Here is a 19293-nt window from a genome sequence, read left to right as displayed (position 1 = left end):
ACCAGTCCTTCACATACACACCGCTATGGTTCGTAAGGAAAAAGCGGCTGTGCGCAGAAATGACCCAGGCGGTGCAGCAGTATTTTCGGAAAACTGCACATACGAGGGTCCGGTACAGGCTGAAAGAAGGGATTGGATTCCGGGAGATTCCGATAACCGACATCCGCTACGTTGAGTGCAGCGGACATACTATGAAAATCAGAACCAGAAGTGGCGGTCAATACGAGAAATATGGGAGCTTGAAAGCGGAGGAGGATGAACTGGGCAAGTATGGCTTTATCCGGATACATAAAAATTTTTTGGTAAACATGGGCTGGATTGATGAGGTTGGGAATCGGCATATCGTGCTGAAAGACGGAACCGAGCTGGATATGGGAAAGGATCGAAGGAAAGCGGTTATGGAAGGGATGACCCGATATGGCAGAAAACATGGTTAACGGTCTAATCAACGCCCTGTCGGCAGTCATAGCAGTAGAATATATGGACCATGGATTCCCAAAACGTTATCAGGGAACCAGGCGCTGGCTATTGTCTGCGGCAGGCAGTGCGTCTTATTTTCTCGTGGTGACCGCCCTGAACCATTACACTGTGTTTGAGGGCATACTGGGGCTTTGCTATGCGGTGGTTCTGGTTCTATATGGTCTTACAGCTCTGAAAGGCAGACCTCACATGATTGTGTTACTGGGGATGGCGTGGGTTCTGATTATAATCATCAATGCGTATATGGTGTTTGCCATCATGGGCATCATGACCGGGAGGCATTTGAAGGAGTTCCTAGCCAGCGGAGGAATCATTTGGACCTATTCGGCGCTGGCGGCGCTGGTACTTAAGTTTGCCATGGGACGAGTGGTTCTTGCATTGTACCGAAGGAAGGACAATGCCGGCCAGGCAGAGGATGGGATTATGGCGGGAACCTTCCTTCTGCTGTTCGTCATGGTGCTGGGGATGTTCCGCCTGGAGGGGTGCGGCCTGAACCAGAGGGGGAGGTACTATCTCTCCCTATACCTTTTGGGCGGGTTCATCGGACTAGTTCTGCTGTTAGGGAGAGTCTATCGTCAGATGGGCAAATATTACAGGGAAAAGCAGGAAGCAGAATACCGGAAAGAAAGGTGGAGGGCTCAGGAGGAACAGGTTCTCAACCTATACCGCATCGGGAGAGAAGTGAACCATCTGCGCCATGATATGAATGGAAAGCTGGATGTACTGTGCCGTCTGGCGGAAAAAGGGAGGTACGGGGAATTATCGGACTATATAAAGGAGATGGATACAGAACTGGGAAAATATCCGGAGCTTCCCCAGGACACGGGGAATGAGGGAGTAAACGCGATGCTGATGAAGGCGGTGCCGGAATGCAGGGAGAAGGGAATTGAATTCCGCTATGTGGTGCTGGGTCATATAGACGACCTGGACAGCATGGATATAGGAAATCTACTGTACAACTTGCTGTCCAATGCGGTGGAGGCAGCGGAGAAGAAAGAGGGAGACAAGGAAGTGGAGCTTATCATCAGACGGGAAGGAGAGGCGATAGAGATTGAACTGGCAAACAGTACCTCGGGTTCCGTATTGGAGAAGAATCCAGGATTGCAAAGCCAAAAGAAGGAGCCGGAGCTCCACGGGTTCGGAATGGCAAGCATCAATAGAATTATAGAAACATATCAGGGAGAGTACTCCTACTGGGAAGAAGCAAATTGTTTCTTTCAGAAAATTATTTTAACCATTATTCCCAAATAGAATTCAGAAAGGACCGCTATCCCAGCGGTTCTTTTTTTACAAAAAACGACAAGAGAAATGCTTTTTATGTCGATAATGAGCTGATTATGATGAAACCATTGTATTTCTGGCACTTTAATGTATAATCATTCCATAAAGAGGGGGGAGGGAGAAATGATATACAAATTTTCGGGATATCTCACCCGTTTATTGTGCAAAGAGTCCATGATTTCGGATGATCAAGAGGAACTCTACGATTATGGTTTCCAGATTACCATCGCGAATATGACAAATTTTGTAATTGCGTTGCTGACAGGAATCTGCTTTCACGCAGTCATTGAAATGGCGTTCATCTACTGCATTTTCGTCAGCTTAAGATTTTTTTGCGGAGGCTATCACGCGGACACCTATGGGAAGTGTTTCCTGCTGTTTGCGGTTACCTGCATGACCTGCTTATGGGTGGCGAAGTGGATTGCCGGTTATCAAGAAACCTGGTTCCTGCTCTTTCCGGCATCTCTGTTTTTCCTGGGTCTGTGCATTTGGAAGAAGGCGCCGGTGGAGAACCCGAACAGGCCAATGACGGATGGGGAAAAGAAAATCTTTAAGAAACGCAGCTTCCAGATATATAGTTTCTGGACGGTATCAGGAATCATCTTATGGGCATTCCATCAGGCGAATCTGACAGCGAGTTTCATAAGTGCATTCATAGCAGTAGCAATACTCATGATATTGAAAGAAGGAGGTAATGGAAATGAAGGAAAAAATACTGAAACTGCTGGCTAAAACAGCGAAGGATGCTGCCAGAAGGGCAGACGGCAGGGCTTCTGAGTTTGGCATACACCAGCCGAAAAAACCTGCAAAGAAGCAGTGAGAAAAGATGAGAGGGGAGGCCGGGACAGAATGAGACAAGTTACAGTAGCGGTACTGTGCGTCTTGTTATGGATGGTTTCCCCTTGGCCGTCTTATGCCGAAGAACTTGTGAGCAGGGAAGCCGGACTGGATGTTACTTTCGTGTCGGATTGCAGCGGCTCCATGAGGACGAATGATTCAAAGGGCATTGGCAGGGAGATGGTGGAAGCATTTGTTGATACCGTATATCCGGGTGATATCCGGATTGGCTATGTGGCTTATAACGACACCATCGTTACGTCAACCGCGCCGGTCCCTATATCGGAACAGGCGCAGCGCCAGAAGCTGAAGGAGCTGATTGGAACCGTGCCATATACCGGGGATACGGACATCGGGCTTGGGCTTTCCCATGCATATCAGCTTATGCCGGCCGAAGAAGGGCGCAAACGGGTAATCGTGCTGATATCAGATGGGGAATCCGATTTAGGGAAGCACTCAGAGCGGACTCTGGAGCAGTCCAATAAGGATTTAAACAGTTGTGTGGAAGACTGCAAAGCGAATGGAATTCCTGTCTATACCATTGCTTTTGGATCATATGAGGGCAGCAAGAGGGTACTGGAGCAGATTGCCACGGACACTGGCGCCAAAAGTTTTACCGCACAAAGTCCGGAGGCATTGATTGAAGTGCTGTATGGGCTATTCAGTCACAACCTGCCCTATCAGATTCAGCAGTTTTCCAGCGGAATCTATGCAGGAGGAAAACAGGAAATCCGCTGCGTGTTTGATGAACTGTACTTAGATGAGATGGATGTGCTGATGATTTCCTCCGGAGCGATTGGGGATACCGCAATCATGTATGGGGAAAACCAGATTCCCATGACCAGCCTGTCCCATTACGCGGTGGGGAAGATTGAAGGCAGCCAGATAGATAATTCCATAAAGGAACTGACCGTCAATACGTCCACGGCAGAGGGGCAAAGCCTGAAAATCTTTGTCATCGGCTACCGGAAGCTGGTACCTGTATGGAACATTGACACGTCCGCTCCAAAGAATCAGGATCTGCAGTATCAGGTCTACTTTAAAGACAGGAACGGGAAGCAAATCAGGGATGAGGCATTTTACCGGAAGTTCCAATGGGAACTTTTATGTACAAATCCCGCAAATAGCGCTGATTATATACAAATGCCGTCTGCAGATGTTTCAGATGGAGTGATTCAGGGAACTGTCCGGATTAGCCATTCCGGCGAATACAGCCTTACGGCCACACTTACTGATTCACTGGGGAGTTACCCATTTAACGCCGGGCTGTCTGTGAATAACGTTCCACCCTCTGGTAGCCTGCCGGAGATACGATGCAATGTGTTAAGCCAGCCCCTCGCCTATGATTTAAACCAGCATTTCAGGGATGCGGATGGGGATGCGCTGCAGTTCTCCCTTAATCAGGAGGGCAGAGTGAATGCGGAAACGGAGCTTGCGGGAAATCTGCTGACAATCCGGCCGGAGCACTCGGGCACGCAGGCTATTACCCTGTTTGTTTCAGACGGAGAGGATACCCTTGCATACCCGGTGAATATATCAGTCATCCCTTTGTGGAGGGCATATTGGTGGGTAATTGTAATTATCTGTGCCGTGTTGGCGGTCATCCTTTGGAAACTTTTTTACAAGCCAAAGCCGGAGTTAGAGGTAATTGCTGAGAAGAAAAAGCAGAATCGGTTTGCCGGGAAACTGGATGCATACTTCACCGTCCTACCTGAAGGAAGTGAGGAGATACCTCCCCTTACCTTCCCCATGCACAAGCTGAAGGAATCCAGGGTGAGCCTTGGAGAATTGCTGCGGGAATACCCAGAGGCCTCGGATGGACTGGAGCTTGATCAGGTTTTTCTGATTGCAGATGGGGAACGCAGGATGGTTTTATACCATTCCTCCAAAGCTACGATTATGCTGGGTAGCTCCATCGCATGCAGGCAGCTTCAGTACAGCGTAAGCTTTGGCGACGTGGTCTACATTACATCCCGTGATGGATGTTACGAGCTGGAGCTTCATTACATAGCAATGATTCAATGAACATTGAAAAAGGAATATAAAGCGAGAATAAAATCCCGCTTTATAAAATATTGAGAAAAGGGAGCAAGGCCTATGGAAACAATAACCCAGACAAACAGAACCATTCTGTTTGCCGAAATGAATCCGGAGCGGCTGAACCTGCTTACACTGATTGGTGATGTAAGAGGTAAGAACAGCCTGGATGATGACAAAATCAAGGAAATTAACGAGGAACTGCTGGTGGGCAGTTTTGATGAATTCATGGAAAAGTTTTCACCCGTTGTATATTCCTGGTGTGATGCGGTCACAGGCTCCATTCAGTACAGTTTGGTGAAGCCGGAAAATATTCCAGACAACTGTATTACACAGATTCCGCTAAATGAGCAGAACGACCTTTTAAATATGCTTATCACTCTTTTGGACGCCAAAAGCGCCCAGGGTCTAGCCAATGCGGATTTTAAATTTTCCGAAGTTCTGGATATGATTTCCCCCAAAAAGATTATGGACGACATTAGGCAGGTCAGGAGGGAAATCCAGTATACCTACGGGAAATACATGGAACTGGATGAGGGCGATCCCAAGCGTCTGGACATCGGGGACAAGCTGAACTATGAGTTTGAACAGGCCAGCCAAAATTACCACAATATTTTAAGTATGCTCCCGTTGGCTATTGAGGATTCCAAGAAGCGTCTGCTTCTGGGAGACAGCGATGCCGGGCAGGGCAGCCAGGACTTCAAGGCCGGACTCCTAAGCATGGGAGATGACGGGGAGTTAAAGATTTTGGAGGTAAAGCAGGAGGAGAGTACCCAGCTGGCGGTGGTAGATGATCAGATTAACACCAGCCTGATGGAAACCTTCCGGGACGATTACGATGCCTTAAACGGCAATCCCTCCGATTACGTCAGAGATTTGGTTGTGCGGACATTCTGCCCCCTTGGCTCCACCATGGAGAGCAAGGTAGACCGGGAAGCGGAGGTTAGAAACTACAATAATTATTTGGAATTTTACAAAAAAAGCAAAGACGATTTTGTAAAAGCGGTTAAGCCTCTGGTGGAGAAAATCCTCGGTGTAAAAACGTTTTTCGACCAGTATCAGGTGAAGGAGAAAGGAATGCAGCCGAAGCTGCTTGTCACCAACACTCCTCTGGATATGATGGTAAAGTCCAGCAACCTTCCCAGGCTGCTGACCTACTTAAATACCACCAACGATAAGAACGAGTTTGACAATACCCTGTGGTTTGGTATTGTGCCCGACGTGGAGCTGAGCCAGACGGGCGGCGGCAAGCTGAAGCGCCTGCGCTTTGCAGGCAACCAGAAGGTGGAAAAGCCAGGAACCAACACAATGGAAAGTTTCTCGGCGCTGATGAATGCCATCTACCCATACCGGATTACCACATTTTTTAGTTTCCGGACCGGGGAGGAGACCTCCTTCAGCTATGTTGCCACCGAAGGAATCGGGATATTCAAGGATAAATGTACTCCGCTCATGAAGCGTGACTTCAGCGAGTTTGTAGTACCCTGCATCCCCAACGCAACCATCATTCCCAAAGACAAGTCAGGGCTGATTCTGGATAAGAAAATGGTGATGGATGAGGAAGGCAATGTGGCACTCTCCGAGGAGAAGGAAGACACCATGAAGATGTGGATTGAAGGCGTTTATGTGGGAGCAGCCTATGAGGCCGCGGGAATCGTGGCGGCATGGCAATGCCCGGAATACTTAAAACAGCGCTTTCCGGGAGCCAGCATGGAGTATCCAGGCGTGCGGTTTGACGTGGAGGCGGATGACAATGCCCTCCTGGCGGCAACCAGCATGACAAAGGAGATATCCGGTTTTACCAACGCAATCAAGAATACCATCAACAACACCGGCTTCGGCTTCGTGTTCACATCGGACAATGCCCAGTATAAAGGCAGAGAAATCAAGAATATCATGGTTTATAAAGCAAGGAACTTACTAAGCAGTGGCAATGAATTCGAGCCGATTTACAAAACCATGGTGATTACGTACATAGAGCGTATGTTGCGGTTTTACAGCGGGGATTTCAAGCAGGATAAGATTTTGAAATTCTTCAGTAACAACCCCAGCAGCCAGAAGAGCCGCTGGGATGCAGACCGCCAGCATGTAAACTCCATCCTTCAGGACGGGGACGAGCTGGACTACTCCATTGATGAGAAGAACGGGATTTGCAACGTGCTGGTAACCTTCAGCGGGACAAGCAGGAATTTAAAGGTAGAGCTGACCCGGAAGGCAGGAAACGCAGTGTAAGAGTGATTTTGCAGTTTTAACACAGGAACATAATTTAGGAGGAAAAAGATATGGGATTACGCTTAAAAATCGAGGGAAATGAAACAATTAACCTGCGGGAAACCAGTATCATGTCGGTACAGTTTGGCGCAGACATCCCCCATGACTCCAATGCGCGTTCCACGGATTTGGGGAGCACAGTAGAGATTAAGGGGAAGATTCTTGCAGCGGTAGGAGGCGAACCGGCGGATGATACCAGCAAGATTGCCAGATGGGCGCTTGTGCCGGCTGAGAATTTCGACTGTTACCGCAATGTGGAGATTGACGTAATTAACGCCTCCCAGGTGGTGAGGCAGATTACAATCCCCAACGCATTCGTAATCGGCTATAAGGAAGATTTCACGGATGATACGGGAACCGGCGTGTTTACCCTGCTTCTGAAGCAGAAGAAGGACAAGATGGCAAATATGAAGTTTGAGGGCGGATTCAGCGGCGAATAAAAACTGTCAGGAAAGGAAGGAACATAATATGGGATTCACATTAAAAGTAGAGGGACCAAATTTAATTGAATTAGGAACGACCAGCATTACCAGTGTAGAATTCGGGGCGGATATCCCCCATGATTCCAACGCGCGTTCCACGGACTTGGGAAGCACGGTTGTGATTACAGGGAAGATCCTGACCGCAGTGGATGGAGATCCATTTGATTCAACCAGACAGCTGGGTCTGTGGTCGTTAATTCCGGCTGAGAAGTCGGACTGTTACCGCAAAGCGACCATTGAAGTGATTGCAGCATCCCAAGTAATCCGCAAGTACACATTCCCCAACGCGTTCGTGGTAGATTATAAGGAAGACTATGGAGACTTAGAAGGGGTTGGAACCTTCCGTCTGATGATTAAACAAAAGAAGGACAAAATGGCGCAGATCGCTGTAGAAGGCGGATACAGCGTATAACACATGCAGTTGCGAGAAGCAATGCAGAAAGGGCTGCCTCCCGGCAGCCCTTTTTAGATAAGCAGGTATAGTATGACGGATTATTATAAGGTGCTGGGGGTGAACGCCCAGGCAACAGACAAAGAAATCAAGGCTTCCTACCGAAAGCTGGCAAAACAGTATCATCCAGATGCAGCAGGGGACGACCCGGAAAAGCCCAGGAAGATGTATGTGATCCAGGAGGCATATGACATTTTAAGCGACCCTGAGAAGCGGGAAGCTTACGATGTCAGATTGCGGGGCGAGATATCCGGGGAAGCTTTTCGCACAGCCGGAGGGGCTGCCATGGGCCGCAGAGGCAGACATGAACCGAATGTAGGGCAGACAGGCGCCCCTGAGTCGGATATGAGCCGATTTGAACAGTTTTTCGGTTTCCGGCCGGGTAAAGGAATGGAAACCAGCCGGGGTAAAAACCCCGGACCAGGAAAGCCGGAGGGACCTGTTAATCCGGAGGAGATGTTTGCCTCCTTTTTTGGAAAGATAAAACGGTAGGAAGCGGGAAAAAGTAAATGACGGGAAGACAAAAAGCAAAGGCAATCTGTGACGGGCTCATCATCGTATGTATACTTCTGATGTTTGGGACAGGAAGCATGGGAAAGGCTTGGGAGGAATTCCGGATACTGACCATATTCGCAGTAATCTGTACGGCGGCAGCGGCCATCGACCTGCTCTTCCTGTGGGCGCATAGGGACAGGGACAGCGTAAGGTGGACTGGTAGGCGGCAGGAGGCCGCCGCCCGGATGCAGGCCGGGGAGCTGCTCCTTCTTGACGAACAGGACAAGCCGGTGAAGTCCTGGAACATAGCGGGAATGACTGCAGTGGTGATTGGCCGAGGGGGCAAAGATGAAGAAGTGGATGTAGACTTGGAGGACAGCGAGTATGGCACCTTCATTGATCCGCAGCATGCGGCTTTAAACTACTGCCTGGATGGCTGGTACATTGAGGATCTGGGTTCCACCAACGGGGTGAGAGTCCAGAAGGCGGAGGACGGAATCTGCTATAAGCTGGCGGGACGGCCCTGCAGGGTAGAGGCGGGAGACATCCTTTACATAGCTAATACAAGGCTGCTGCTTAACTGACGGAATGGAACGGGCGCACAGCAAAAGCTGGCAGTACAGAAACAGGGATGGGAGACATGATAAGATGAGTTTAGAAAGATGCCCGAACGGGCACGTGTACAACGCAAGGCGGTATGGAAAAATCTGCCCTTACTGCAATATGAAGCTTGCAGGAGAGGATGAAGAGAAGAAGCCGGTGGGATTTGAGCCTCCGGTGGAGCTTCTTGAAGAGGAGGAAGAACCGGTATGCGGCTGGCTGGTGTGCATCCAGGGGGCCAGGGTTGGCAAGGATTACAGAATCCATAACGGCAAGAATTTTGTGGGCCGTGGGGATGACATGGATATCCAAATCCTGGGCGACAATGAGATCAACCGCAGGAATCATGCTGTCATTGTCTACGACCAGAAGAAAAGGAACACGGTCATCCTTCCAGGGGATTCGGCAGGGCTGGCCTATCTGCGGGGAGAGGCCGTGTACGTCCCCGCGCAGTTGAACCCGTATGACACCATCGAGATGGGAAAGAGCCGCTTCATCTTCGTACCGCTCTGCGGCCAGAACTTCGAGTGGAATGATACGGAAGGGAACGGATGACAGGGGGCATGACGCCCACGGTATGTCTGGCTGTGATTTTGGCCATGGCAGCGGCGGTACGCCTGATTCTTTCCGTTAAAAGCGGCGTAACGATGGAAAGAGCGCAGGGAGGTATGGAGCGGCCTTACGGACAGACCTGGGGAAAGGTGGAAAAACCGTTCTGCGGGTTGGGCCAGACCACTGGCAGCCAGGTCGTACAGGCGGACTGTGCCCAGGCCGTCCGGACCGGCGCCGGGATCATGGCTGTCATAGCGGATGGGATTGGGAAAGAAAACACGGGAAAGGTATGTGCGCAGATTGCGGTGGACACCCTGCTGGACCGCTATGAGCCATACCGTATGCTGAATAATCCGGAATATTTCTTCCGAACCGCTGTTTATGAGGCAAACTTGCGGATTCAGAAAACGATCGGGGAGCGTAAAGGCGGAACCTGCCTGGCGGCAGTGTTCTTAAACGGACAGGCTATGCACTATGCCCTGGCGGGAGATTTAAGAATCGCCCTGCTTCGGGGAGGGGAGCTGATCCCCATCAGCGAAGGCCAGACCATGGACGTATTGGCCGTCCACGCATACGAGGAGGGGAAGATATCCAAAAAGGAGGCGGTCTGGAGCATGGAGGAAAAACGGGCCTGGAACTATCTGGGGTTAGACGGCTTTCATGAGATTGAGACGGCGGAGCGCCCTATCCGTTTAAAGGCAGGCGACCAGATATTCCTGGCAAGCAAGGGAATCTGGCAGGAGCTGTCCTGGGCGGAGATTGAAGATGTCCTAATCAGCCCCATGAATCCGCAGGAGAAGGCGGAGCGTCTGGCGGCTATGGCGGACCGGAAGCCGGGAAGCTCTAAGGAAAATGGGAGTGTATTCATCATAGAGGCGGAGGTGGGCAATGAGACGGATTAACTCGGAATTCCGGACCCGGTTCATGTCCGAGGAAGGGCAGAAGCTGTCCAATCGGGACTACTTCGGGTATGCGGAAATGGACGACTTCGCCTGTTACGTGCTGGCCGACAGCCTGGACGGCGAGCCGATTGCAAACAGCGCCAGATTCGTGGTGGAAAGCCTGATCCGCAGCTTTGGCGAAGGCCCTTCCATGAGGAAGGGGAGGCTTAACCGGTATATGATGGAGGCACACCGGGAGCTCTTAAAGCAGCGGGGCGGGATGCATTTAAAGGCTTCCGTTATCCTGGCTGTGACAGACTACCGCAGGATACGGTACTGCTACGTAGGGAACAGCCGGCTCTACCTTTTAAGGAACGCCAGGGTTCTCTTTCAGACACAGGATCAGTCCCTGGCCAGGGAAATAATAGAGAAGGAACATCTCCCATTGGACCGGGCGGCTGCCCATGAGGAGCGCAACAATCTGTATTCCTATTTAGGAGAGCGTGGGAAGCCGGATATTCTCATCTCGAAGAAACGGAAGCTGGAGAATGGCGACATACTCGCCATGATGACGCGGGGAACCTGGGAGGCGTTAAGTGACAAAGAGCTTTTGGAGCTGTCAAAAGATGCAAAGGAACCTCAGGAGATTCTGGAGGCGGTGGAGGATTTAATCCTTGGAAAACAGGAACAGGAAGGCATTGATAACTACACGCTTGCAGTTACCTTTGTGGACAAAATCTACCGAGCGCCGAAGCGGAAGTTCCCCCTGAAAAAAGTGCTTATGATTGCTATGCCGGTAGTGCTGGTAGTGGGCGGAATCAGCTTGGGGCTGTATCTGAAGCACCGCAGCACTAAAAATAAAGAGGAAAGCCTGGCCGGGTACATGGACAGCGGCGAGGCATACATGCGGTACGACAATTACCAGAAAGCAGCGGATGATTATACTCAGGCCAAAAAACTAGCCAACAGCCTGAAGCACACCGATGAGGCAGCGGAGGCAGACCACTACCTTAAGCTGGCCCAGCAGATCCAGCTGGCAGATGAAGCCATGAAGGACCAGCAGTACCAGAAGGCCCAGGACCTTTACCTGACAGCCAGGGAGTTGTCCCAGGCGGCGGGAAACGTGGGGAAGAAGTACATTGATTCCCAGCTTGCCCAGACGAAGTCCTACATTGACGTGTACGACCTGATTGAGCTGGGAACCCAAAAGGAAGAAAACGGGGATTTGAATGGAGCCATTGCGGCCTATAAAGAAGCCAGGGACAAGGCGGCGGCCTTGTATTACAGCGATGGGAAGGACGAGGCCATGAAGAAGGAGGCTGCGGCGGAGCAGAAGGCGGACAAGGCGGAAGAAAAGGCCCAGGCCCAGTCCCAGGCGGCAGCCCAGGAATCCAAAGCGGCGGCAGAGTCCCAGGCAGCGGAACAGAAGGCCCAGGCCGATAAGGCGCAGGAGTCAGAGAAGGCCCAGGAGGAGCTGAATAACCAGCAGAAGGCCAATGACCAGAAGAACGCCATAGACTTAGAAAACCAGGGGAATCAGCTCTTCGCAGACGGAAAATATGAAAGCGCCATCACCTATTACCGGACGGCCCAGGCAATCTATACCCGGCTGGAACTGGTGGAGCTGGCGGATGCACTTAATGACAAGATAGCGGCGGCTCAGGCGGGGATTGCGGCCAGGGACGGCGGCATGGCTGGACCGGCGGACGCCCAGGCTGCCGGCAGTCCAAAATCCGGCGCTTCTGCACATCCGGAATCCGGGCCTGGGGTCCAGCCGTGACCCGAGGCTGCCCGGCAGCGGCGATTCCAAACTGCCGGAAGGCGTTTCAACCGCGCTCCGGCGCAATACATATGACAGGAGAGGACAGCCATGAACCGATACACCTATACCCTGAATCCGGGACAGAAGGAACCGGAGATGAAGCAGACCTATAAGCGGAGCCGGCTGGAGCAGATGACCACCTTCCAGCTTAAGGAGATATGCCGTAAGGAAAGGCTGGTGCTTCCCTCAGGGGCGCCTGACCGGGACGGCCTGGTGCGGCTGATTATGCGCTTTCGCGGGCAGAAGGATTACCGCCACATTGAATGCGGCGGGGAGGAGGGGATGGCACGCATTCAGGCATTCCTAAATAAGACGGTGATTGGCGTCTCCAGCCAGACCACCATCCGGATTCCCGGCACCATTACCGTGTTTCGGGGGACCGGGCTGAATGAATTTGACGGCTACCGGATTGAAGCTGATTCAAGCCTCTATGAGGGTAACTTACTGTTAGTGGACGAGGCGGATCAGGTTTATACCTGCTTTTATATAAAGGAAAAGAGGCGGGGATTCTTCCTGTACCAAGGGTCTGAGGTTCCAATCCTCCCGCTGGAAAAACATCAGTATTTTATCGTATATTTCCCGGATGAGCAGATATCGGAATTTTTATATGACTGCTACAGCGGAAACCGCGTCACGGAGCCGGGATATGTGGAAGGGGTCCGAATCCCGCTTCTGGATTTGCAGGTAAAGGAAGTGACAGAAACGGCGCTTCCATTGGTGATTGATTTTGGAAGCTCCAATACCACCATGGGAATCTGCCTGCCGGATGGCTCCACACAAATCGCCCGTGCGGGAAGTGGTCATGTGATTCCCAGCGTCATCGGGGTAACGGAGATGCTGGATGGAACGCCCAGTTATGCATTCGGCTATGCGGCGGCTGAGCTTGGCAGCCAGAATTATCAGGATGAAGATGTGCCTGTATTCCATGACATCAAACGCTGGGTGAGCGATGCCGGGCGGTTCGAAGGGGTCATCTTAAAGAACGGGCATAAATACCAGATTGCCCGGAAGGAGATGCTGAAGGCGTTTTTAGAGTACCTGATTAATCTTGGGATGCAACAGTTCAAGGTGAAGTTTAAGAATATCCAGCTGCTGGCCCCTATCCGGCAGAAGGAGAAATTTGAAACGCTGTTTAAGGAACTGCTTCCGGAATATCAGGTGGACTGCACCCTGGACGAGGGCATGGCGGTCCTGTTTCACAGCATCAACAGCCTGATATCCCAGGGGAACTATCAGAAGGGGCGGTGGTATCACGCCTTGGTCATCGACTGCGGGGGAGGCACCACAGACTTAACCTCCGGAAGGTTCCGGATTGACAACAGCCGTGTCTCCTATATGGTGGATGTGGAAACCAGCTATGAGAACGGGGACACCAATTTTGGCGGCAATAACTTAACCTTCCGAATCCTTCAATTGCTGAAGGTGAGGATTTCCCAAACATTGGGCTATTTAAAAGGGCAGAAGACGCCTGGCCCTGGGGAAAGGGGGCAGGCATCTCTGGAACAACTGAATGAAGAATATGAGAGGGCGGAAGCCATCCTGCCTACCCGTTTCAGGGAATACGAGGAGCGGAGCCGGGAAGAGTATTTCCTGGTAAAGAACAACTACTATTACCTGTTTGAGCTGGCGGAGCAGATTAAGAAAATATTCTTCCAGGCGCAGTTCCAATATGAACTCTGGGTCAGCACGAAAAAGGAAGAAAAAGAACCGGCCGTATTCCTGGACAAGTGGAGGCTGTCTGTTATAACGGATGGCCGTTTGGAGCATTTGCGCCAGGAAATGGAATTTCCACTCTATTTAAACCAGATTGAAGAGATTCTCCGCCCCGACATCTACGGCCTGATGGAGCGGTTTCTGGAACAAAAGTTTGAGCAGGGAAGGCTGGCGGATTATGAGATGATTAAGCTTACGGGCCAGTCCTGCAAGTCTCCGCTGTTTACGGAAGCACTCAAGGAGTATGTGCCGGGGAAGCTGATTCAGGGAACCAGGCAGGAGGCGGACGGCTCGGAGCTTAAGATGTGCTGCCTGGAGGGGGCGCTTTCGTATTTTCTGAACTGTAAGCTGGGCTACATGAAGGTGAACCAGGATTATCAGGTAGGAGCGCTGCCCTATGAGATTATGGCCTACACCCATGAGAATGCAGAGCAGATTTTAATCCGCAGCCTGGACACTGAGGACCACATCGGGTGTATTTCCCGGTTCATGATTGGCAAGCAGCTTGACCTGTACTTAAATGATGACACGGGGCGGCGGCTGAAAACCTACTACTTTGAGTATGATACTTCTAAGTTTGAGAAGACGACCCAGGAGGAGATTGACAAAAAGTATCAGGGAACCGTTATCCAGGAGGAAACAGACATCATACTGGAGGGCGAGATGAAGTTCTTCGTCTGGGTATCCAGGAAACGCTGGGGCTTCATGGTGCTGCCGGTGCTCAGAGAGGCAGAGCAGCTCTATAAGGGGGAGGAGACCTTCTTTGACTTTGAGGATGACACGTGGGAGCAGAATTTCTTTGATGGGAGGAAGTAAAGCCGGGGAGGTGCTAAATAATGCTTGATGAACAATTAATTAAAAAAGAAGTCCAGGCCAACAGGGCAGCGTCAGAAGAAGAAAAGACAAAAACAATCATGAGTGAACTCATAGAACGTCAGAAGAATCAAAAAGCGATACCAACGTTCTTTGAGGAAATGTCAAAAGGCACGGTGGAATTAGACCAGAAGCAGTATAAAACAGAAAAGAGGAAGCTTTTCCAGGACAGGATAAACCTCATTGTGTTTCCGGAAGATATTGAGTCCTACAATGTACAGGACCAGATGGTGGTCGTCATTTATAAGGAACTTGAATTTTCTGTAAATGTTTATGACGCCAAAACCATAATGAATCCTATGCAGGGAGAAGATTACCAGCTTCAGATCATGAAGCAGGTCCGGGAATGTGAAATGGCCTATGAACCGATTGAGAGCGGGGAGTTATGTTCCGGACCGCATTCCTTCACATACGCATCAGGGATTATAAACAGCAAGGAAGGGTACCTTTTTACAATGAGCTTCTATAGCCCATCGGTAAGCGGCATCGTGGGGAGCTTTACAAGCAGATTACGGAAGCGGTTTCCATACGAGAATCTGTTTCGGGCAATGCTGGAACATTTTTACGTATAGGAGGTAATTACATGGAAGATTATACGGTAACATATGAGAATTTACGGCTGGCGCCTTTCAAGGTGGAACATATTGTGGCCTTGTCCTTGTCAAAAAGCGTGAATGAGCATGGGACACTGGAAGTGACGGCAATACTCAGTGAAGAAATTGGAGACCAGTATATCTATTTAGTAAAAAATTTAATGCCGGTCACCCTTTCTGACAGGAATGGCCCGGGTAAAGAAGAAATTTTATTTAAAGGTCTGGTAACGAACATAAACATCAGCAAGAGCGGAAATGTATATTATATGCAGCTGTCTGCAAAGGGCAGTACCTGCTTGATGGCGGTTGAACGGAAATCAAGATCCTTTCAGGATGTGACCATGACGACTCACAGGCTAATCGGAGAAATCATAGCAGGATATGAGGGAGCGGATGTCCTCATTCAGATACCCGATGAGCCGATTGGGAGCCTTCTGGTACAATATCAGGAAACAGATTGGGAATTTTTGAAACGGCTTGTATCCAGATATGGAGCGGTTCTTATATCAGACATATGCATGGATGGGATAGCCATCTTTGCAGGAGTAGCAGACAGGGGGGAAAGCCATAAAATATCAGCCTTCCAGTATACAGTCAGAAAGTCAATAGAAAGCTATGAGCTGATGAAGAAAAATGGCTGGCCGGATGCCAATGAAATTGAATATATTGTGTTTGAAGTGGAGAACCCAAGGGTGTTTGCCATTGGAACCCAGGTGGAATTAGATGGAAAGCAGCTGTTTATAGAGCAGGCATGGCATACTCTGAATGATGGGGTGCTGCATAACCTTTATTTATTGAAATTAAAGGAGGGCTTTCGGTCGTTAAAGGCATATAACACAATGCTTGTGGGCAGCTCTGTATCCGGAAAGGTAGTGGAAGTTTCAAGAGACAGAGTGATGGTAGATTTAGATATTGACGGACCGGGGCGTGCGGCCTACTGGTTTCCATACTCCACTATGTCCGCCTCACCGGATGGCAGCGGATGGTATTGTATGCCGGAAAAAGGTGACGGCGTTCGGGTATATTTTCCCACAAAAGAGGAAGGGGAGGCGTATGCAGTCAGTGCAATCAGCGGGCATAAACCTGCCGCTGGGGATAATAACGACCCTATGGGAGATCCCAATGTGAAGTATTTGGCTACTGTGCACCAAAAAGTTATCAAATTTGCGGAGGAAGGCATCATCATCAATGCGGACAATGGGCAGGCAACGGTTTTTCTCGGCAAGGATGGGAAGCTATTGCTGTACGGGGCCCAAAAAGTTGAGGTTGCGGCAGAAGAAGTTTCAATTATGGCAAAAAATAATGTGACAATTGCCGCACAGAATCTGGTCACGCTAAAAAACGGATTATCACATATAAATGTTTACAAATCAGGAAATGTCATAATCAAGGGAACTAAAGTATACAGCAATTAGTGCGGGAGGATTTATGGACAGAGCATCAGCGCTTCAGGAGTTCCATGAAAAAATCGTCGGAATTACCCAGACGGCAAAAGAAAAAATGCAAGGCGAATTAATGAGCAAACCGGATGAACTTTATGGACGGATTCTGCAAGGGCTTGATGAGTTGTGCTATACAACAACAGAAAAGCAGCGGAATGAAGCACTGCCATCCATACGGTATTTTCAGGTCTCTCTGCTCAGATCATATATGCCTCTGGGACAATTGTTTTTTTTGGTGTCTGCCTATGATCGCAATTATTTTCTTGACAGAAAAGGCGTGAGTGTCCTGATACGGGCAGATGATATGGCTGGTCCCATGGTGCGGCTTCAGGAGGATTTATACCAGATAGCAGGAGAATACCGGGGAAGGATTTTACATTCTGATGCCGACAGGGCGCTTACGGAAACAATGTATTCAGTGAACCACCAGCTGGCTGACGGGGCGCGGCCTTATATGTGGGATTTTGATATGCGGGCTCAGGTAAAGACGGTTCATAAGGAAACCCCGTTTTTTGTAAAGTGGGGCGGTCATTGGGAGGAAAGCGCCACTGTATTTGTAGGGGATACCCGTAAGAGAAACCAGGAATTGTTTGAAGCGGTGAATCAGAATAATGACATTGAGAAAATGGACACGGCCTATGTTTATGGAAACTGGGACGAAATCTTGTTTGACGGCTTAAAAATGGGAGGAAAAGCTTTTTTATATCAGAGCTTCCGTAACACGGTATTTGAGCAGTGCCAGTTGACTGGCTGCACCTTTTATGGCAGCAACCTGCGAAAAGCCCAAATGAGAAAAACTATTTTTTGGGGCTGTAATCTAAGCGGCTGCAACTTTAGAGACTCGGCTCTTGAAGATGTCCTTTTTTCGGGCTGCGACCTGACGCATACTGTTTTTAGCGGCTCGGAATTAAAGAATGTCTCATTCGCCCAGTCAATCATGGAGGGCGCGGAGTTTTCGAGAGAATGTGTTCCATTCTTACGTTTAGAACCGGGCCAGTTCCAGCAGATAAGAATCCAGGCGGAGGAATAGAATGTTTTTTTCGATTAGAGAAGATAAGGAAATCAAAAACAGAATTCGTTTTAAATACGCCCAAAGCGATACATATGTGGGAATTGATGAGGAAGATGCAAAAAAGGTAGACGACATTACGATTCTTTTTATGGAGGGGAACAAGAGCAGCATCTATCCAGACATCATAGAAAGTCCCGTATTCCTGGTTTCGGACCGTTTAAAACAGTTGATTGAGCCTTTTGAGGACAGCGTTATCTACAAGCGGGTTATTTTAAGCCAGGTACAAGAGGAGAGACAGGCCGTATACTGGCTGATGGTCCCCAAGACGCTGGACTGCCTGTCTGACGATTCGGAATATTACCCGAACGGATGGGCTAAAAAAGTGGAATTAGATCCGGCGAAAGTGGGGCTGCACCGTATATTTCGAATCAATCTGTTTCCACGGCCGCTGTTTATCGTCAATCTGGATGCTGCAGAGGCCATCATGCGGAGGAAGTTTGACGGAATCATGCTTGTACCAGTGGAACAGAGCGAAAGGGATACTCAGTAAAGGAGGAGCGCAGTGGGTGACAGTACGATGAATTTTCATTGGGTGGATAATGATGCCCTGACGGTTGAGAAGACTGTAACGGAGAAAGCGGGCGACATTACAAAAGCGGGTTCCGGAGCTACTTTGGATGACCATATCGCACAGGCCAATAACTTGATGGAGGAACAGGCGAAAAGCGCTCACTCTGCCAGGGAACAGGAGGCAGAACAAGGAAAAGCATCAGAAGTGCAGGGACCTCCGACACGGGAACAGGACTTTGCAAATCGAGTGGAACAGAAAAAGGCGGAAAATGCCACAGAGGAAAGGAGCAGCATGATTGCCGCCAGGGGCGCGGGAGAGAACCGCGCAAACCATGACGTGGCAATGGCCATGATGATTGCGGATGAAAAGCAGGCTCAGATAGACGCGCTTAACGAGATGTCAGGAGATTCCCCCATCTATGTGGTGCATGGGGCCAGAATGATCTGCTCCATGGGTTCCAGGGAGGCCCGTCTGGTATTGCCCATGGATCATGGCGTTTATCTGAGGAGCCACCCTCAGATGACTGCAGATGACTGTGCAGCGCTGACGAATATCCAGTGTTTTGGAAACTGCTTCAGCACGGAAAATCCCAAAATGAAAGAAGCCGCTATAAAGGCGGTTGAGTCCTATAATGAAGAAAACCCCAGCTTTTGGGATACGGTAAAGGGGTGGTTTGGGATTCAGCCGAAGGAAAAGAAAATAGATCCCAGCAAGGAGATGCTGGCTCAGTGCATCTGCGAATGCGTCCCTAAGATCACGGCCCAGTATTGGGATGAGAAAAACGAAAATACCAGAGTGGATGGAAAGCCGACATTGACCCAAAAGGGGGTTGCGGCATGTTCCTGGGGCGGCGTCATTAAAATATACGTCAATGGGCAGGATGAATAAAGCTGACTTTAT

General features: G+C 49.9%; 18 protein-coding genes. All 18 read left to right on the top strand.

Going from position 1 to position 19293, the window contains the following annotated elements:
* Positions 1 to 437: LytR/AlgR family response regulator transcription factor (locus tag ACLTD4_RS13725; RefSeq protein ID WP_412331359.1), on the top strand; the 437-nt coding region annotated here is incomplete at its 5' end.
* A complete protein-coding gene (locus ACLTD4_RS13720; RefSeq protein WP_302820217.1) occupies positions 418 to 1731 on the top strand; it encodes a GHKL domain-containing protein in 1314 nt (437 codons plus the stop codon). The genes ACLTD4_RS13725 and ACLTD4_RS13720, both read left to right, overlap by 20 nt.
* Before the next feature lie 153 nt (positions 1732 to 1884).
* Positions 1885 to 2493 carry an accessory gene regulator ArgB-like protein gene (locus tag ACLTD4_RS13715; protein ID WP_302820216.1) on the top strand — a complete coding sequence of 203 codons (609 nt, stop codon included), beginning with the start codon at positions 1885 to 1887 and terminating at the stop codon, positions 2491 to 2493.
* A gap of 117 nt (positions 2494 to 2610) precedes the next feature.
* Positions 2611 to 4623 (top strand): vWA domain-containing protein, encoded by a 2013-nt coding sequence (locus ACLTD4_RS13710; protein ID WP_302820215.1) that lies wholly within the window; start codon positions 2611 to 2613, stop codon positions 4621 to 4623.
* Positions 4624 to 4695: 72 nt separating this feature from the next.
* Complete coding sequence (locus ACLTD4_RS13705) at positions 4696 to 6867, top strand: transcriptional regulator (protein WP_320995757.1); 2172 nt, start codon at positions 4696 to 4698, stop codon at positions 6865 to 6867.
* Between the two features lie 50 nt (positions 6868 to 6917).
* A complete protein-coding gene (locus ACLTD4_RS13700) occupies positions 6918 to 7346 on the top strand; it encodes a membrane-associated protease 1 (RefSeq protein ID WP_302818959.1) in 429 nt (142 codons plus the stop codon).
* A gap of 28 nt (positions 7347 to 7374) precedes the next feature.
* On the top strand, positions 7375 to 7800 hold the full coding sequence (locus ACLTD4_RS13695; protein ID WP_302818960.1) for a membrane-associated protease 1: 426 nt from the start codon (positions 7375 to 7377) through the stop codon (positions 7798 to 7800).
* Between the two features lie 72 nt (positions 7801 to 7872).
* Positions 7873 to 8331, top strand: coding sequence for a J domain-containing protein (locus ACLTD4_RS13690; protein WP_302818962.1), 459 nt, complete (start codon positions 7873 to 7875; stop codon positions 8329 to 8331).
* A gap of 17 nt (positions 8332 to 8348) precedes the next feature.
* Positions 8349 to 8918 carry an FHA domain-containing protein gene (locus ACLTD4_RS13685; RefSeq protein ID WP_302818963.1) on the top strand — a complete coding sequence of 190 codons (570 nt, stop codon included), beginning with the start codon at positions 8349 to 8351 and terminating at the stop codon, positions 8916 to 8918.
* 64 nt (positions 8919 to 8982) lie between these two features.
* Complete coding sequence (locus tag ACLTD4_RS13680) at positions 8983 to 9489, top strand: FHA domain-containing protein (protein WP_289580963.1); 507 nt, start codon at positions 8983 to 8985, stop codon at positions 9487 to 9489.
* Entirely contained in the window at positions 9486 to 10388 is a 903-nt protein-coding gene (locus ACLTD4_RS13675) for a PP2C family protein-serine/threonine phosphatase (RefSeq protein ID WP_302818966.1), read from the top strand. Before ACLTD4_RS13680 ends, ACLTD4_RS13675 begins: the two co-directional genes overlap by 4 nt.
* Positions 10375 to 12147 carry a PP2C family protein-serine/threonine phosphatase gene (locus tag ACLTD4_RS13670; protein WP_302818968.1) on the top strand — a complete coding sequence of 591 codons (1773 nt, stop codon included), beginning with the start codon at positions 10375 to 10377 and terminating at the stop codon, positions 12145 to 12147. The genes ACLTD4_RS13675 and ACLTD4_RS13670 overlap by 14 nt, the downstream gene beginning before the upstream one ends.
* A gap of 90 nt (positions 12148 to 12237) precedes the next feature.
* The gene (locus tag ACLTD4_RS13665) at positions 12238 to 14718 is read left to right on the top strand and encodes a hypothetical protein (RefSeq protein WP_302818969.1); all 2481 of its coding nucleotides are present in this window, start codon (positions 12238 to 12240) and stop codon (positions 14716 to 14718) included.
* A 20-nt stretch (positions 14719 to 14738) separates the two neighbouring features.
* A complete protein-coding gene (locus tag ACLTD4_RS13660) occupies positions 14739 to 15347 on the top strand; it encodes a hypothetical protein (RefSeq protein WP_302818970.1) in 609 nt (202 codons plus the stop codon).
* Between the two features lie 11 nt (positions 15348 to 15358).
* Entirely contained in the window at positions 15359 to 16783 is a 1425-nt protein-coding gene (locus ACLTD4_RS13655) for a contractile injection system protein, VgrG/Pvc8 family (RefSeq protein ID WP_302818972.1), read from the top strand.
* 13 nt (positions 16784 to 16796) lie between these two features.
* Positions 16797 to 17840: a pentapeptide repeat-containing protein gene (locus tag ACLTD4_RS13650; protein WP_302818973.1), complete on the top strand. Its 1044-nt coding sequence runs from the start codon at positions 16797 to 16799 to the stop codon at positions 17838 to 17840.
* Position 17841: 1 nt separating this feature from the next.
* Positions 17842 to 18372 (top strand): imm11 family protein, encoded by a 531-nt coding sequence (locus tag ACLTD4_RS13645; RefSeq protein WP_302818974.1) that lies wholly within the window; start codon positions 17842 to 17844, stop codon positions 18370 to 18372.
* Between the two features lie 12 nt (positions 18373 to 18384).
* Positions 18385 to 19281: a DUF4280 domain-containing protein gene (locus tag ACLTD4_RS13640; protein ID WP_302818976.1), complete on the top strand. Its 897-nt coding sequence runs from the start codon at positions 18385 to 18387 to the stop codon at positions 19279 to 19281.
* The last annotated feature ends 12 nt before the right edge of the window (positions 19282 to 19293 follow it).

This window comes from Hungatella sp. (genome assembly GCF_046966825.1).
The sequence above is the reverse complement of the archived record's forward strand: the minus strand, read 5'-3'. Positions and strand labels throughout refer to the sequence as shown.

Excerpts from the sequence above, each read along its gene's own strand:
- ACLTD4_RS13710 (WP_302820215.1), top strand. The coding sequence starts at position 2,611 with ATGAGACAAGTTACAGTAGCGGTACTGTGCGTCTTGTTATGGATGGTT.
- ACLTD4_RS13695 (WP_302818960.1), top strand. The coding sequence starts at position 7,375 with ATGGGATTCACATTAAAAGTAGAGGGACCAAATTTAATTGAATTAGGA.
- ACLTD4_RS13660 (WP_302818970.1), top strand. The coding sequence starts at position 14,739 with ATGCTTGATGAACAATTAATTAAAAAAGAAGTCCAGGCCAACAGGGCA.
- ACLTD4_RS13680 (WP_289580963.1), top strand. The coding sequence starts at position 8,983 with ATGAGTTTAGAAAGATGCCCGAACGGGCACGTGTACAACGCAAGGCGG.
- ACLTD4_RS13705 (WP_320995757.1), top strand. The coding sequence starts at position 4,696 with ATGGAAACAATAACCCAGACAAACAGAACCATTCTGTTTGCCGAAATG.
- ACLTD4_RS13650 (WP_302818973.1), top strand. The coding sequence starts at position 16,797 with ATGGACAGAGCATCAGCGCTTCAGGAGTTCCATGAAAAAATCGTCGGA.
- ACLTD4_RS13690 (WP_302818962.1), top strand. The coding sequence starts at position 7,873 with ATGACGGATTATTATAAGGTGCTGGGGGTGAACGCCCAGGCAACAGAC.
- ACLTD4_RS13665 (WP_302818969.1), top strand. The coding sequence starts at position 12,238 with ATGAACCGATACACCTATACCCTGAATCCGGGACAGAAGGAACCGGAG.
- ACLTD4_RS13675 (WP_302818966.1), top strand. The coding sequence starts at position 9,486 with ATGACAGGGGGCATGACGCCCACGGTATGTCTGGCTGTGATTTTGGCC.
- ACLTD4_RS13655 (WP_302818972.1), top strand. The coding sequence starts at position 15,359 with ATGGAAGATTATACGGTAACATATGAGAATTTACGGCTGGCGCCTTTC.
- ACLTD4_RS13645 (WP_302818974.1), top strand. The coding sequence starts at position 17,842 with ATGTTTTTTTCGATTAGAGAAGATAAGGAAATCAAAAACAGAATTCGT.
- ACLTD4_RS13720 (WP_302820217.1), top strand. The coding sequence starts at position 418 with ATGGCAGAAAACATGGTTAACGGTCTAATCAACGCCCTGTCGGCAGTC.
- ACLTD4_RS13685 (WP_302818963.1), top strand. The coding sequence starts at position 8,349 with ATGACGGGAAGACAAAAAGCAAAGGCAATCTGTGACGGGCTCATCATC.
- ACLTD4_RS13670 (WP_302818968.1), top strand. The coding sequence starts at position 10,375 with ATGAGACGGATTAACTCGGAATTCCGGACCCGGTTCATGTCCGAGGAA.
- ACLTD4_RS13715 (WP_302820216.1), top strand. The coding sequence starts at position 1,885 with ATGATATACAAATTTTCGGGATATCTCACCCGTTTATTGTGCAAAGAG.
- ACLTD4_RS13700 (WP_302818959.1), top strand. The coding sequence starts at position 6,918 with ATGGGATTACGCTTAAAAATCGAGGGAAATGAAACAATTAACCTGCGG.